General features: G+C 43.1%; 14 protein-coding genes. 13 read left to right on the forward strand and 1 reads right to left on the reverse strand.

Annotation, left to right across the window (positions count from 1 at the left end; all coding sequences use genetic code 11):
• Nucleotides 1-19 precede the first annotated feature (19 nt).
• The 8 genes from LRM44_RS01050 (at nucleotide 20) to LRM44_RS01085 (ending at nucleotide 8,113) form a co-directional block, all read left to right on the forward strand.
• Nucleotides 20-973, forward strand: a complete 954-nt coding sequence (locus tag LRM44_RS01050; protein ID WP_243804218.1) for a YhgE/Pip family protein — start codon at nucleotides 20-22, stop codon at nucleotides 971-973.
• 142 nt (nucleotides 974-1,115) lie between these two features.
• Complete coding sequence (locus LRM44_RS01055) at nucleotides 1,116-3,275, forward strand: ribonuclease J (protein WP_243804220.1); 2,160 nt, start codon at nucleotides 1,116-1,118, stop codon at nucleotides 3,273-3,275.
• 105 nt (nucleotides 3,276-3,380) lie between these two features.
• Nucleotides 3,381-5,594 (forward strand): FtsK/SpoIIIE family DNA translocase, encoded by a 2,214-nt coding sequence (locus tag LRM44_RS01060; RefSeq protein WP_243804222.1) that lies wholly within the window; start codon nucleotides 3,381-3,383, stop codon nucleotides 5,592-5,594.
• A 130-nt stretch (nucleotides 5,595-5,724) separates the two neighbouring features.
• Nucleotides 5,725-6,078, forward strand: coding sequence for a 30S ribosomal protein S6 (gene rpsF / locus LRM44_RS01065; protein ID WP_243804224.1), 354 nt, complete (start codon nucleotides 5,725-5,727; stop codon nucleotides 6,076-6,078).
• Nucleotides 6,079-6,113: 35 nt separating this feature from the next.
• On the forward strand, nucleotides 6,114-6,536 hold the full coding sequence (locus LRM44_RS01070; protein WP_243804227.1) for a single-stranded DNA-binding protein: 423 nt from the start codon (nucleotides 6,114-6,116) through the stop codon (nucleotides 6,534-6,536).
• A gap of 13 nt (nucleotides 6,537-6,549) precedes the next feature.
• The gene (rpsR, locus tag LRM44_RS01075; RefSeq protein ID WP_129634767.1) at nucleotides 6,550-6,747 is read left to right on the forward strand and encodes a 30S ribosomal protein S18; all 198 of its coding nucleotides are present in this window, start codon (nucleotides 6,550-6,552) and stop codon (nucleotides 6,745-6,747) included.
• 73 nt (nucleotides 6,748-6,820) lie between these two features.
• Nucleotides 6,821-7,381 carry an elongation factor P gene (gene efp / locus LRM44_RS01080; protein ID WP_129632170.1) on the forward strand — a complete coding sequence of 187 codons (561 nt, stop codon included), beginning with the start codon at nucleotides 6,821-6,823 and terminating at the stop codon, nucleotides 7,379-7,381.
• Between the two features lie 9 nt (nucleotides 7,382-7,390).
• The gene (locus LRM44_RS01085; protein ID WP_243804229.1) at nucleotides 7,391-8,113 is read left to right on the forward strand and encodes a TlyA family RNA methyltransferase; all 723 of its coding nucleotides are present in this window, start codon (nucleotides 7,391-7,393) and stop codon (nucleotides 8,111-8,113) included.
• Here LRM44_RS01085 and ychF read toward each other — a convergent pair.
• Nucleotides 8,103-9,182, reverse strand: a complete 1,080-nt coding sequence (gene ychF, locus LRM44_RS01090; protein ID WP_243804232.1) for a redox-regulated ATPase YchF — start codon at nucleotides 9,180-9,182, stop codon at nucleotides 8,103-8,105. The two genes, LRM44_RS01085 and ychF, sit on opposite strands and share 11 nt — an antisense overlap.
• Before the next feature lie 44 nt (nucleotides 9,183-9,226).
• On the opposite strand from ychF, the gene LRM44_RS01095 reads away from it, so the two are divergent.
• From LRM44_RS01095 to LRM44_RS01115, 5 genes are read left to right on the forward strand one after another with little or no spacing between them, the layout of a single operon-like run.
• Complete coding sequence (locus LRM44_RS01095; protein WP_243804234.1) at nucleotides 9,227-12,211, forward strand: hypothetical protein; 2,985 nt, start codon at nucleotides 9,227-9,229, stop codon at nucleotides 12,209-12,211.
• Nucleotides 12,212-12,255: 44 nt separating this feature from the next.
• Entirely contained in the window at nucleotides 12,256-13,302 is a 1,047-nt protein-coding gene (gene pilM / locus LRM44_RS01100) for a type IV pilus assembly protein PilM (protein WP_243804236.1), read from the forward strand.
• Entirely contained in the window at nucleotides 13,299-14,024 is a 726-nt protein-coding gene (locus tag LRM44_RS01105) for a PilN domain-containing protein (RefSeq protein WP_243804239.1), read from the forward strand. The genes pilM and LRM44_RS01105 overlap by 4 nt, the downstream gene beginning before the upstream one ends.
• Complete coding sequence (locus LRM44_RS01110; RefSeq protein WP_243804241.1) at nucleotides 14,024-14,692, forward strand: hypothetical protein; 669 nt, start codon at nucleotides 14,024-14,026, stop codon at nucleotides 14,690-14,692. The genes LRM44_RS01105 and LRM44_RS01110 overlap by 1 nt, the downstream gene beginning before the upstream one ends.
• Nucleotides 14,689-14,919: a hypothetical protein gene (locus LRM44_RS01115; RefSeq protein WP_129636905.1), complete on the forward strand. Its 231-nt coding sequence runs from the start codon at nucleotides 14,689-14,691 to the stop codon at nucleotides 14,917-14,919. Before LRM44_RS01110 ends, LRM44_RS01115 begins: the two co-directional genes overlap by 4 nt.
• Nucleotides 14,920-14,926: the final 7 nt, after the last annotated feature.

The raw sequence follows: 14,926 nt of genomic DNA on the forward strand, positions 1-14,926 counted from the left end.
TCAGGCTGGAGTTTCTGTATTGAATAACGGCGTCAATCAATTGGCGCCAAACGCAATCACCGCATTTAACGGCTATAACAGCGTGCGATTTGCGAATAATCAATTGTTGGCGGGCTCGGCAAGCTTAACAAACGGCTTAAGCGAAGCAAAATCGGGCAGTCAAAAATTGGCGAATGGCGCGAGTTTGTTAGAAAGTCGCTCGGGCGCGTTGATTGATGGAACTTCGCAACTGGCAAGCGGCGCGGATACGCTGGCGAATAAATTGGCGGACGCTTCTAATCGCATAAAAGTTCAACCAACTGGCGCTACGACTCAGCAGCAAATTGCAAATCCAGTGAAGTCGGAAATGACCGAAAAGGGCAATGTTCCGAATTATGGCTACGCTTTGTCGCCGTATGTTTTGTCGCTAAGTTTGTTCGTTGGGGCACTTGTCCTGAATGTTATTTATCCGATTCGCAAAACTTTTTCTGAGCAGGAAAGTGCGATTCGTTGGTGGCTATCTAAAGCTTCGGTGGCTGGCGTGGCGGCCTTTATGCAAGCAACGATTCTGATGTTGGTGATGGTGTTTTTCTTAGGGCTAACTCCAGAGCATCCAGCGCATTTCATCGGGGCAATTTATCTGACGTCGTTTGCGTATATGTCGATTGTGTCGCTTTTGGTGATTGTTTTGGACAATCCAGGGCGATTCCTAGCGATGGTTCTTTTGGTGCTTCAATTGGGTTCCAGCGAAGGAACATTCCCAATCCAAACTGCCAACGGATTCTTCCAGACAATTAATCCGCTAGTGCCGATGACTTACTCAATTCGCGCATTGCGCCAGGCTATTTCGGGCGGGCTAGATAACGCATTTTACGGCGGTAGTATGTGGGTTTTGGCTGGATTCTTGTTGGTGGCTAATTTATTGACAATCGGCTTCTTCGCTTATCGTGGCAAGCGTAAATTCGCACACACGTCGGTTGATGGCGATGATTAATTGACCTCTGTTATAAAACATTGTTCTTTGACAAAATATGAGCGGTTTGCTAATATAAGAGTACTAACTAGAGGAATTTACATCAGTTCACCTCTATACCTGGTTTTTGAATTATATTGTAATAAAAAAGGAGTATAACAATATGGGTCAGCGGCGACTAGCAACACCGCAAAAGGACGACGCTAATAAACGTCTGCAGTCAAAGAAAAGTAACAATGCAGTTTTGAATAGCACAACTACTCGTAAGGGTGAGGTTTTCCGAGCTCAGCGACGAACAAGCGAGAACGTTAATCTCAGGGCTTCACAGCACTTGATTGATATTCCAGTGAATAAGTCAGTTTACAACGGATACGGCGGCGAGCAGTTTAGCGCCAAAATGCAACCAAAACCTGTTCGCGGTGGTCAGCCGAAACTTCGGATTATCCCAATTGGTGGCGTTGGCGAAATGGGAATTGGTAAGAATATGAACGCCATCGAATATGATGATGAGATTATCATTGTAGATATGGGCTTTCTGTTCCCAGGCAGTGATTATCCAGGCATCAATTACATCACGCCGGATATTACTTGGCTGGAAGAGAATAAGCATAAAATTAAGGCGCATGTTTTTACGCACGGGCACCTTGATCACATTGGTTCGTTCCGCCATTTTATTCATCGTATTCCAGCGCCAGTTTATGGCTCTAAGTTTACGATTGGTATGCTTGATCGAACGATGGACGATTCAGAAGTGGATTTCAAGCCGGATTATCGAGTGATGGATCCGCTGAGTCACGAAATTGTTCAAGTTTCTAAGCATTTTTCAATCGAGTTGGTGCGAGTCAACCACTCAATTCCTGATTCTACGGCGGTGATTATTAGAACTCCAATGGGTGTGATTGTCGATTCTGGTGACTGGCGATTTGAGGAAAGTCCAGTTGACGGTCAAAAGTTTGATCTTGAGAGACTTACGGAAGTGGCTTCAAAAGAAGGCATTTTGATGTTCATGAACGAGTCGACCAACTGTGAGTCGGCTGGCACGCACACGCACACAGAGTTTGATATTCAGTATTCCATCGGTCAGGTGATGGACAAGTTTAGCAATAGTCGAGTGATTTTAAGTTGTTTCTCATCGCAGGTACATCGCTTGCAATTAATTTTGGAAGAGGCGCATAAGCACGGACGCAAGGTGGCGTTTGCTGGATTCTCGATGATTCAAAACCTGGAAGTGGCGTTGCGTTCGGGGACGATTAAGATTCCTAAAGACACCATTATGAAGATGGAAGATATTGTTAAATTGCCAGATAACCAAATTGCCGTAGTTTGTACTGGCTCGCAGGGTGAATTTAACGCCGTCTTAAATCGCATGGCGACGGGCGCTCATAAATATATGAAAATTAAGGGTTCGGACGTTGTGGTGTTTAGCTCAAATCCAATTCCTGGCAATGAGAAAAGCGTGGTGCGAACGGTTGACGGTCTGATGCGCGAAGGTTCTGACGTTATTCAGAACGGTAAAACTCACCTGACGGGAATCGGTCCGTTGCACTTGTCGGGTCACGGTTATTATGACGATCACGTTAAATTGATCAACGCACTTAATCCGACTTACTACATGCCAATTCACGGTGAATTCCATATGTTGGTGCATAATGCCAGGTTAGCGGAAAAAGAATGCGGAATTCCTCGTAAGAATATTTTTGTGTGCGATGCTGGAGATATTATTGAAATTGATATTGAAAGACAAGCAAAGAAGGCTGGGCGAATTCATGTTGGCGGTGTGATGTATGATGACACTGGCGCGATTGTTTCTGAGGTTGTGCTGAAAGATCGCATTCACATGTCACAAGAGGGAATGTTTGTTGTGGTGTTGACTGTACAGCGTGGCACTGGACGATTATTAACTAGCCCAGACATTATTTCTCGCGGATTTATTTACTTGCGCGACTCTGAAGAGTTGATGAATATGATTCGTCAATATTTGAAGCAAAAAGCGGCACGTAGTTTTTCTGGCAAATATGATTTGGATGTGATCAAAAAAGAAATTAAAGATGAGATTACGCACATATTATATGATCAGACTCGCCGAACGCCGATTGTCATTCCGGTGATAAATGAGGTTGGTGGCTTGAAACCTGTTAAGTCGGCAGCTACGCCAACACATTCTGCCGTGAAATCGCCAGCGCGCGGTAAGAGACCCGCCTCGGGTGAGTCAAAAATGACTCTTCCGACTGCGCCGCGTCGTCGTTTCCCGCAGCGCCAAGTGCCAGATACTGAAGCAAACGACACAAAAGCCAGAGAGCGACAGAATACTCGCCCGTACTAGGGTTCTGGATTGATTTTACTGGTGAATTATGCTATAATACTAAGCGTATTAAGTTGATTTTACATCTGTTAATAAGTGTAAAATCAGTGTATAATAAAAACGATTATGGCAAAAAAACGAAAGAGCACGAAAAAATCCGCACCAGCCAAGCCGCAGCATAGTTTGCCGGCGGGTTTTTGGTCACAAGTTGGCGCGGTGATGCTTATTCTTTTGTCTCTACTACTCGTCGTATCGTGGTTTGGTGTCGGTGGTCCAGTTTTACAATGGATTGATATGGCAACCGTAAAAATAATTGGTTACACCGCGTATGCCTTGCCGATATTGCTGATTTATTTGGCGGTTGAGACTTTCCGAGCAGAAGAGAATCAATTACCCGCAGTGGTGAAATTTGCGGCAATTCTGGAAATTGTGTGGTTTTCTGGATTGTTTGGGCTAATGAAGACGGTTTCGCATCCGAATTCTGGTGGATTTGTGGGCGACATATTGAATACGGCTACCCTGAAAATGGTAGATTCGGCAATTGCTGTAATTATTTATCTAGTTTTGGCGTTTATAACGGTTCTATTTATTACTCAAACGTCGCCGTTTACAGTTTTCAGTAAACTTTGGGAGATGATTAAGAGTAATACTAAGGAAGACGATAATAATCGTTCTATTATGAAAAAGGCGTCAATTGCTCAGCCAGCAGAAGAAGAGAAAAAGACCGACTTGGGAGAAATTAAGCTAAACGCTGGTGTGCCAATAATTGATACAGCCAAAGAGAAAAAGAGTCTATTGAAGAAAGTAGATAAACCAGAGAAGGTCAATGAAGAGCAGGCTTTGGTGGCAACTCGTGATCCAAATTGGGAAGCGCCAAGCTTAGATCTATTAGAGAAGAACGAAAGCGGTGCTGATGCTGGAGATACGCGCCAGAATGCCCAAATAATTCACGATACGCTGGCTGAATTTAATATTGAGGCGGCGATGGGCGACATTAATGTTGGTCCAAAAGTCACGCAATACACCCTAAGACCACCAAGTGGGGTTAAATTGACGCGAATTACGGCGCTGGAAACTAACATTGCGCTTAATTTGGCAGCACAAAGTTTAAGGATTGAGGCGCCAATTCCTGGTCAGCGAGCGGTTGGTATTGAAGTGCCTAACCGCAAGGCTGCCGAAGTGCGACTACGAAGTACGTTGTCATCAAAACAGTGGGCTGCTGCTCGTGATCCTTTGAGCTTTGGGATTGGTAAAGATATATCCGGTCAAGTTGTTGTGGGTGAACTGGGAAAGATGCCGCATTTGTTGATTGCTGGACAAACGGGTTCTGGTAAGTCTGTGATGATTAATACTTTGCTGTGTAGCTTGCTGTATCGTAATAGTCCGAGTGATATGAAGTTGATTTTGGTTGACCCGAAGCAAGTCGAAATGGCGCCGTACGCTGATATTCCGCATCTTCTTACTCCGGTGATTAATGAACCGGAAAAGACCATTTCAGCTTTGAAGTGGGCGGTGAATGAGATGGAGCGACGCTACAAATTGTTGGCGGGCGAGAAAATCCGTAATATTAAGGAATATAACAAGAGGCTGCAGTCGCGCGCTAAGAAGATTGCAATTGCTGATGAAAATGGCAATGTTCAGGAGCATGAAGATGGATCGATGCCATATATCGTGATTGTGGTGGACGAGATGTCTGATCTTATGATGATGGCTAAAAAGGATGTTGAGACGCTAATTGTTCGTTTGGCGCAGAAATCGCGAGCGGTTGGTATTCACTTGGTATTGGCAACGCAGCGTCCTAGCGTGAACGTGATTACTGGTTTGATTAAGGCAAACGTGCCGGCGCGAATTGCCTTTACGGTGGCTAGTCAAGTTGATAGTATTACGATCTTAGACCAATCTGGCGCTGAGAAATTATTGGGTCAAGGAGATATGCTATTTTACGTAACGAGCATGAGCAAACCAAGGCGTATTCAGGGTGCCTGGGTGACAGATGACGAGGTGAATAAAATTGCCGATCATTTGCGTATGCAGATGGCTCCGCAGTACAACGATGAAGTGGTGGCTCAGCCAGTTCAATTGGATGGCAAGGGTGGAGTCGTGATGGACTTGTCGGAAGGTGGTGATGATAAGTTTAAGGACGCGGTTCGTGTGGTGGTTGAGCGTCGCAAGGCCTCAACAAGTATGCTGCAAACGCGCCTGGGAATTGGTTATCAGCGGGCAGCGCGAATTATTGAAGAGATGGAAGAGCGGGGAATTATTGGCCCGCAGAATGGCTCTAAGCCGCGCGATGTTTTGATTTCTAGTCCAGAAGAGCTTGATGAATTGCTGGCGGAATAGTAATTGTTGCGACTTATCGGTAGTGAAATTGGCAATATAAGTCATTTAGTGATATAATAACAATTGAATATTAACCTAAGCTTGCGTGAGACAGCGTAAGCATCCGTAAATGGATTCCAGAGGAGGAAACATGAACGAATACGAACTAACTGTTCTTATTCACCCGGATTTAGAGGCTAATCTAGATTCAGCGTTGGATAAGGTACGTGGTTTAATCACTGCTAACGGTGGTGAAATTATCAAAGAAGAAAACTGGGGCAAGAAAAAATTGGCCTACACAATCAAGCGTGAAGATTTTGCAGTTTACGTTTGTTTTGAGGTTAAATTGCCGGCACCAGCTTTATTGAAGATTTCCAACACACTTAATATTACCGATGAAGTTTTGCGCTACCTATTGGTAAAAACTGATGAAAAAACTCGTCAAGCATTAAGCGAGCAAAAAGCACGCAACGAAGAATCTGATTCAAGCGAATCAAGTAAATAAGCCTAACTACCGTAAGGTGAAAGAGGGGATAGAATATGGCACGAAGTATCAATCAAGTGATTTTGTTGGGTAGATTGACACGTGATCCAGAACAGCGAACAACTGCTTCTGGCAAGAACGTAGTTAGTTTTAGTATCGCTGTTGATCGACAATCTCAAGACGATCAGGCTGACTTTTTCAATATCACAGCCTGGGATAAACTTGGTGATTTGGTAATGCAATATCTAAGCAAAGGTCGTCGGGTTTTAATCCAAGGACGACTGCGACAGGATAGCTGGGAAGATAAGGATACTGGTAAAAGGCAGAGCCGAATTGAAGTTACTGCTTCGGACGTAACGTTCCTAGATGGTCCAAGCGGCGACAATTCAGGTTCTGCAGTACCAAAGACTACTAAAAAAGAGGAAGTCGTAACGGAAATTGACGATAAGCCAATTGACCTAAGCGAAATCCCATTCTAATAAGGAGATTAAAATGGCACAATTGAAGAAAAATCCACCGATTATTTTTGATTATAAAGATGTAAAAACTTTACAACGTTACATCAATGTTTACGGTCAAATCGAGCCAATCAGCAAGACTGGTTTGAGCGAAAAGCAACAGCGAAGCTTGGCAGTAGCAATTAAGCGTGCTCGCCACTTGGCTTTGTTGCCATTTGTCAGTAGCAACTAGGAACGTTTAATGCGCAATATCTCGTTGCTATTACATATTTGGCAGCGAGATATTTTATTGGAAAGGAGAAAATATGTATCAGCCAACTGATTTGAAAAAAGGCGTAGTTTGTCAAATTGACGGCAAGCCATATCGCGTCGTAGAGTACGGCCAAAAAGTTATGGGTCGTGGCGGTTCGATTGTTAACGTGAAATTGAAAAACCTAATTGACGGAAGTGTTATTCCAAAGACTTTCAAGGGTCAAGAGCGAATCGAAGCTGCGGAAGTAAATAATAAAACTGCGCAATATTTGTATAACGACGGCGACAAGTTCTATTTCATGGATCCGACTAGCTTTGAGCAATTTGAGCTGGCTGCGGAAATCGTGGACGATGCTAGTAAATACCTGAAAGAAGGCGATGAATTAAGCCTTCAATTCTTTGACGGTCGAGTGATTAACGTTGAACTACCAAAGAATAAATATCTGGAAGTTACCTATACGGAAGATGTGGTTAAGGGCGATACGACTTCATCTGTGCTAAAAGATGCTACTTTGGAGACAGGGCTGGTTGTCAAAGTTCCAGCGTTTATCAAGCAGGGTGATATTATTAGCGTTGACACATCCACTGGTGAATATCGCGAGCGAAAGAAATAGTTCTATTTAATGAAACAGCGATTAGATAAAGCTCTGGTCGAGCGTGGTTTGGCGACAACAAGGTCTCAGGCGGATAATTTTATTCGCCTGGGCTATGTTTTTTTGAATAAGAAAATTGTCCAAAAATCAGGGACTATGGTGTCTGATTCGGACGAGATAAAGCTCGAGAAGAAAGAAACTTATGTTTCGCGAGCTGGCTTAAAACTAGCAAGCGTGGCAGAGTATTTTCATCTTAATTTTCAGGATAAAACTGTCTTAGATATTGGTTCGAGTACGGGCGGATTTACTGACTATTCACTGCGTCATGGCGCCAAAAAGGTATTTGCTGTTGATGTTGGAACTGATCAGCTTCATCCAAGTTTGAGACCGAATCCAAAAATTGTTCTTCACGAAAAGACCGATATTCGTGATTTTTATGCCGATGAAGTAATTGATATTATCGTGGGCGATGTGTCGTTTATATCTCTGAGGGAAATTTTGCCGCACGTGGCAGAAAATTTGATGAATACAAATACGATATTGGTTGCTATGGTGAAGCCTCAATTTGAGGCGGGGCGGCATCAGGTTAATAAGGGAATTATTAAAAACGATAAAGTTCGTCGACAGATTTTGTCCGATTTTGAAGATTGGGCGAGGAAATATTTCGTCGTTTTAGACAAAAAAGATAGTGAAGTGGCTGGCAGTAAGGGCAATCTCGAGCGATTTTACAAATTGAAATTAGCTAAACGTTAAACCTAAATTCAACGACGTCGTTTGGCTGCATGACGTAGGTTTTTCCTTCGGTGCGAATTTTGCCGTTTTCACGAGCCTTAACTTCCGATCCTGCTGCGACCAAATCGTTAAAATCGACAATTTGTGCGGCAATAAATCCGCGCTCAAAATCCGAGTGAATAACGCCCGCGGCTTGCGGTGCAGTCCAGCCCTTGTGAATTGTCCAAGCTCTGACTTCTTTTTCGCCCGCAGTTAAGTAGCTTTGTAGTCCGAGCGTATCGTAGGCTGCGTGAATAAGTTTGGCGAGTCCAGTTTCCTTGACGCCGTAGCTTTCTAATAACTCTTTGGCGTCATTTTCGGATAAGCCTTTCAATTCTTCCTCCAATTTTGCGCAGACAAAGACGGTTTTTGCGGGACTTACGAGTTCGGTCAATTGACTCTGTAGATCGGAGTTGTTCAATCCTTCCTCGTCAACGTTAAATGCGTAAATAACGGGTTTGGCGGTAAGAAGGTGCAGGTCGGAAATTGCCTCAAAATCCACATCTGTCAGGGCGGAAATTGGTACGCCTTTTTGTAAATTGTCGATTAAAGACTGCAGATATTCAACTTTTTGGCGAGCTTTTGGGCTCGCTTTGGCTTCTTTTTGAAGTTGAGGCAGGCGTTTTTCAAGAGTTTGTAGATCGGCCAGAATAAGCTCAGTATTTATAACCTCAATGTCTTTCTTAGGGTCAATCGGTGCTTCATCATGGCGCAGAATCTTTGAATTTTCGAACGCGCGGACAACATGAATAATTGCGTCGCACTCTCTGATATTGTGTAGAAACTTATTGCCTAGACCTTCACCCTTAGACGCGCCAGCAACCAGCCCTGCAATATCAACAAAAGTTACAGTGGCTGGAATAATTTTTTGCGCATGATAAAGATCGGCTAAAATTTGCAGGCGATTATCTGGCACGGGAACAATTCCCGTGTTCGGCTCGATTGTCGCAAACGGATAATTAGCCGCCAAAATATCATTATTTGTTAAAGCGTTAAAAAGTGTCGACTTGCCGACATTTGGTAAACCAACGATTCCAATAGATAAACTCATATATTTATTATATCATCTGCGGAATCTTTGATATAATTGTAAGCATGAGAAGAAAATACTCATTGCCTAAGGTGGGCATGCTGGCAATAGTAGTGGCTTTGGCTATTTCGGTAACGGCTTTTTTTATCTATACGTATGCGGCGCCAAGTTCGCCAAATTGGACGATAACTGGTAAATCCTGGGTTACTAAGCAATTTAATCCAGAAGACGCTACCAACTTCGGATCTAATTGGGCTGTCGCTCCAGGGAGGTTAAAGAATGTGAAGCCCGGAGATACAGTTGATTGGTGGCATAGTCTTTTTGTCAGCGGAGGGCCTACTGATAATGTTATAACTGGCGTTCAGCAGGATGTGTTCGATTTAAGCTCAAATCAGCCGATGGATAATGATGTCAGTCTGAATGATAGGGGAGCTTGGCATAATGAAGGTCCTCGGTCGTTTACGACTATTCCTGAATCTAACTGGAAGGGTTGGGCTTGGAATCGAACAAATAATCCAAAGGGAGTGGATTATCACACTACCACTATGGAGGCATTGAACGGAAAATCCAAGCTGGAGGATGTTCGTGGTCCGCTTGGAGAAAATAAATTTATGTTTACGCGAGTTATTCGAAAAGAAGACATGGGTAAGCGTATATGTCAGCGAATCTACTGGGATAGGCGCAATTCTTTGGTGCCAACCGGCTGGGTGTATTCATCATATGCCTGTGTTGAAGTTCCGTATGATTATGATGTAGAACCTTCGGTGAGTGTTAATTCGGATTATATTGACGCAGAAAATGTCACGAAAATTGAGGGAATAAATGCTGGGTTGAATAACAAAGGGACTTTAAAGACTCAAAATTCTTCGTATGCACTTGCTCGATTTGTTGTCAGAGGGGCTGAAGTATCGGAGCTTACAGGAAAGAGTAATGAGGTTTCACTTCCTGGGGGTACTGCTGATGATGATTGGCCGTGCGCAATTGTGCGACTGATTAAAGGACAATATAGAGATAGCTTAAATATTGATAGTGGCGCGTGTAGAAAAATTGTTCAAAACACTGGCAGTCAATTAAACACCGGTCAGACTCCAGTGGCTACAAATCAGATAGATAATTTGGACAGGGTTAAGCTAAGTGCTAACGACAGTCTATGTTACGTGGTTATGGTTAGCGATTATAATGGTTCGGCTCCTTCTACGGATTTTAGATACGCAGTTAAGTGTATTAGGTCGTCAAAAAGACCAAAGGTTCAGGTTTGGGGCGGTGATATTAAGACTGACAAAGAAGTTATTACTAGCAAGACATCGAACAGCGTGAACGTTCCTGATGAGAATCTTAGTCGCATTGAGTTAGATAAGACCTCTATACGAGCAAGGGGACTGTGGGGTACAGGTTTAGACAAAGATGGTAATAAGCTTGGTGATGAAGTGTCGTTTAGTCCCGGTGAATATGGATATAAGGGTGGTAATATGGATGATAAACATTGGTCAATAGTTTGTGCCGAAGATCAGTATGGCGGTAATGGAAATCAGAGGGCGTATAAGAAGTCTACTGGAAAGCCAGATTATCTTCCGAGTTGTCATGGTGATGCGACCAACTTAAAAGACGACTATCAAGCAAGGACGATTGTAACGACACAGTGGCGCGCTCCTGGTGGAGGCGATGTATTGCAAGATGGTTATATTACGTGTGAACCCGATTCCATGTATTATGACATAGTTGGTGACGCATCGCTCGTCTATAATCCTGATTATTGTAAGAGGGGCGTTTGGAGGACATCTGACTCTGCAAAATGGATTGGTATAAACAGCTTTGGTCGACATACGCATTCTAATAGTAAACCGGATCCGGCTCATCTAAATTGTCATGATAATTCTCGTCCTATAGTAGAGATTATCCCGTGCTCAAATACATACGTCTTTAGATTGAAGGGTATTAATTTAGAAGGGTTAAAAGATGCTAAGAGTCTGGAGATCGGTTTTAGTGGAGCTGTAGATAACCTCGTTAAGGTGAAGATCAACGGTTATGAGATGAAAACGTTAGGTAACGACAACGGATCCAGACCTGAAGGAGTTCAGTATTTTGGTTGGGGTCTTCCGGGCTATGCTGGAAATTCTCGATTTACCGCTGAGACGCAGCCAGGCACTGTTTTATATGAGAATAATAACTTCATCGATATTTATGTAAAATCTAACCCATCGCATATGGGGCTACTGATCGAGGATATAACATTGGCGTATAAGATGGCCTATACGAATCAGAATGTGTACGGTTCTTGGGGCGAATATGGAATTATTGCTAACGGTAAGGCAGATTCGGCTTCTGGGGCTGGATTGTCGTCATCGTTTAATGGTCGCTCGGGAGTGACTCCACGTGACTACAACAAGCTAACTTTCGCCAATATTCCAAAGTATGGTAATTTCAGTAGCACCAGTTCAGTTCCAGATAATTTTACTTTACCGTCAGTTCGTGGGGCGAGAGGTAATATCTCTGGCAATGTAGATGTGAATAGTCTAGCTTCGGGTGAATATAACGCTGGAAACGTAACCTTAACGGGGTCAAAATTAAGTGTAGGCAAGAGTATAGTCATAAAGTCCTCGGGCGTAGTTAGGATTTCGGGCGACTTACTATACACAGACACGAATGATGTGCGTCAATTGCCACAACTAATTATCTACGCGAAAAATATTATCATAGAGCCTTCGGTTGGAGAGGTGAATGCTTGGTTGATTACTCAGAAAGACGGATATGTTAGTACTTGTGGCGTGGTAATTAGCTTCGGAGATTGGCTAAGTGGAGTTTCTGAATCTTCTTGCGGTAAGAAGCAACTGAAGGTTAACGGACCAATTAAAACTGGACGCTTGTTCTTGCGACGAACGTACGGCGGAAAACATGCTTCATCTGCAAAGAATGATCCGAATATGCATCCTGGAACTCCAGCAGAAATCATCAATTTGAGGGCTGACACTTATATTTGGGCTTACAATAATTATCGAAACACTGGCGCGATTAGTACGATGAATGTTCGCGAATTGCCGCCAAGATATTAAAAGTTTGCAAATTAAAACGCTAATGTATATAATTATTATTAGTTATGAAATTAGCAAAAGGGTTGGGCGAATTCTTCGGACTGGACATCGATACGAATGCGGTGCGGGTGGTTCAATTGTCTCGTACTGGCACGGGATGGAGTTTGTCTCATTACGGTTATACGCCAGTTGATTCTAAGATAACGAGCGGCGATTCTCCAGAGTCTAAGCGACGTTTGGGCGAGGCTATTATGACCGCCGTTGGTCAAGCTGGGATTAAGACGTCCAATGTAGCTGTCGGTTTGCCGTCAAATAAGACGTTTTCTACCATTATTGATGTGCCAAAGGTTTCTGAGCAGGAATTGAAGGCGATGATGAAATATCAAGTTGATCAATATATTCCAATGTCTTTGGATGAGGCAGAAGTTGACTGGGTTTTATTGGGTGATAGTTTGCATGCTCAGAATCAGTATGAGATTTTGCTAACAAGTACAGCGAAGTCTTATGCGGAAGAGCGTCTGGAATTAGTTGAAAATCTTGGCTTCAATGTGATTGCCGAAGAGCCAAACGCTATTGCTATGGTTCGCTCTTTATCAGCTACCGATTCTCAGGATGCGCGTTTGATTATCAATATGGGCGAAAATTCAACGGATTTGGCGGTCGTCTACAACGGAGCGCCGCGACTTATTCGTATGATTCCGACAGGGCTTTCATCTTTGGTTCGATCGGCGGTTCAGAATCTTAGCGTCCAGGAAGATCAAGCTCGTCAATTTATTTTGAAATTTGGTTTGGCGCCGGATAAATTGGATGGTCAAGTGTTAAGGGCTATTGATTCAACTCTCGACAATTTTTCTTCAGAGCTGGTGAAATCTATAAAGTTTTTCCAAACTCGATATCCAAGCGTAGCAGTTTCTGGAATTTTGTTATCAGGGTTTGGTTCAGCTATTCCGCAACTTGATGGGTATGTGATGAATAAAACTGGAGTTCAGTCAATTGCCGCAGATCCGTGGCAGCGCGTTCAAGTTTCTCAGTCAGATCAACAGCAATTGGCGCCGATTGCTTCAGAATTCGCTATTGCCGTAGGTCTGGCACAAAGGAGTAATATATCATGATTGAGATAAATCTTCTCCCAAACGTTAAGCGCGAGCTATTGAAGACTCGGGCTATGCGCAATCGGGTTATTTCGATATCGTTCTTGGCGGGCGGTGCTTCGATTGCGGCAGTAGTTGTTTTGGCGTTGATTTTTGGTAGCCAAATTGCAGCCGAGGCGGTTCAGAACGGAGTTATTAAAGATAGGAACGACAAATTGATGGCGGTCGAAGATCTCAATAAGGTTGTAACGATTCAAAATCAATTGACAAAGATCAATGAGCAACATTCTGGAAAGAAGATTAATTCAAGGATCTTTGATGTTGTAACAGCGGTTAATCCGGTTGCACCAAATAACGTTAGTTTTTCGGATATAAAAGTCAATCCTGAGTCAAAAACTATTACTCTGGAGGGTAGCGCGGTTAATGGCTATAGCGCGTTAGAAACCTTAAAGAAAACCATCTTGAATACGAAGGTCCAGACTACTGACGGTGATAAAAGTTCCGAGGTTAGTCTGACTAAGGAGATAAAAGATGGCGATACTAGTTTTGGAGAGAACTCAGAAGGTAAAAAAGTGTTGCAATTCTCGTTCTCGTTTGAATACGCAGAAGAATTACTAGCGCCTGCAAATAATGGCACAGTTTCCGTGTTGACGCCGACTGGTAAGGTTGATGTGACAGACTCACGTCAGGGAATTCCGGATAGCTTGTTTAAGAGTAACTCGAAAAAACAGGAGAAGAAATAATGGCGACCGATAATAAAGAAGTTGCAATACGCAAGCGGCAACAGATTGACTCATCGAAAAAGACTATGTTTATTTTTGTGGCTTCTGCGGCATTTTTGGCGGGAATTGCGCTTGTTGTGAGTATATTTTTGGTGCAGCAAATCGTATTTCATTCGAAGATTCTTCTGGAGAAGCAAAATACAATTTCTCGTCTAGATAAAAACCTGTCGTCGGTTGACGAGCTAAAGAAGAATATTAGAGTCTTAGATACGAATACTGCACTTAATTCTATAAAATCAAGCAGCGAAAGTAATGCTCTTCAGACGATACTGGATGCGTTGCCAGATAATGCGAACGCCGATGCTCTTGGTGCTTCGTTGAAGAATAAATTTATTGACACGACTACTGGTGTGACTATTCAAAATCTGACCGTTGCTCAATCTGGATCTGATAGTGAAAGCTCTGAGTCAACATCTGAAAACGTCATATCATTTACTATGGAAGTGAGTGGTCCAGCTGAAAAATTGAAAGAATTGTTAACTAAGTTAGAGGCGTCTATTCGAGTCATTGACCTAAAGACCGTGGAAATCCAGCGAAATGAGGATAGATTGAGTTTGGTAGTTCGAGGTGTCGCTTATTACGAGCCAGCACAAACAATACAATTAGAGAATAAGGTGGTTAAGCCATGAAGAAAACAGACATAGCAATGGTAATATTGATCGCGGGTGTAGGTGTGGCAATCGGTTATATTGTCGCCTCTAATATCTCGTTCTTAAAAGTCCCAGAATCTGGCACAAAAGTACAGACTATTCGAGAAATATCACCTGACGTCGAAAAGCCAAACCCAGCGATTTTTAATAATAATGCGATAAATCCAACTGTTGAAATATTCGTAGGTCAAGATGCAGCCAAATAGAGAAGGG

The organism is Candidatus Nanosynbacter sp. HMT-352, from assembly GCF_022819385.1.
Taxonomy (GTDB): domain Bacteria; phylum Patescibacteriota; class Saccharimonadia; order Saccharimonadales; family Saccharimonadaceae; genus Nanosynbacter.